The organism is Pseudoalteromonas sp. BMB (genome assembly GCF_001709235.1).
In the GTDB taxonomy this organism is placed as follows: Bacteria; Pseudomonadota; Gammaproteobacteria; order Enterobacterales; family Alteromonadaceae; genus Pseudoalteromonas; species Pseudoalteromonas maricaloris.
The window spans coordinates 1-561 of sequence record NZ_MBQA01000219.1 but is presented as its reverse complement, the minus strand read 5'-3'; the positions used below and the strand labels follow the sequence as shown (position 1 = coordinate 561).

At 50.1% G+C, this 561-nt stretch carries 2 protein-coding genes; both read right to left on the bottom strand.

The window, feature by feature from the left end:
• On the bottom strand, nt 1-216 hold a 216-nt coding region (locus BB427_RS24035), incomplete at its 3' end, for a condensation domain-containing protein (RefSeq protein ID WP_139119098.1).
• A partial coding sequence (locus BB427_RS22995; protein WP_254663693.1) for a phosphopantetheine-binding protein occupies nt 152-561 on the bottom strand: 410 nt, incomplete at its 5' end. The genes BB427_RS22995 and BB427_RS24035, both read right to left, overlap by 65 nt.

The following is a 561-nucleotide window of genomic DNA, read 5'->3' as shown; positions in this document are numbered from 1 at the left end:
TGCTTGAGCATGACGCTCCGCTTCCTCTGCCTCGTGACTCAGGTCTATTTGAGTTAATCTAAATGCTTGCTCCGACAATACCACTTGCTGTGCTGTACCATCCTGACTGGGGAATATCGTTCGCAGGTTCTCATGTCGCGCAACAATTTCGTTAAATGCCTGCTCTAATTGCGATACCTCCAGTGCACCCCAATCCCGCCACCGTTGGCCGTTCAAATAGTCCTTTTAATGCCACTTCAACACCGAAGTGACTGCGTACTCTCGACATCAGTTGAGTCGCTAACAACGAATGACCACCTAACTCAAAGAAGTTATCTTGGATACCTATCTGCCCTGCATCTAGCCCCAGCACCGTTGACCATATTTCCACCAACTGTTGCTCAGTCTTATCCCTCGGAGCCTGATAAACTTGGCTCGACTCGATACTCACTTCCATTGCAGCTAACGCGCGACGATCTACCTTGCCATTGGGTGTCAGCGGGATGCTGTCCAAAACAACATACGCCGACGGTAACATGTACTCGGGTAACGTAGCTCCTAAGTGCGCTTTCAAGCTGGTGC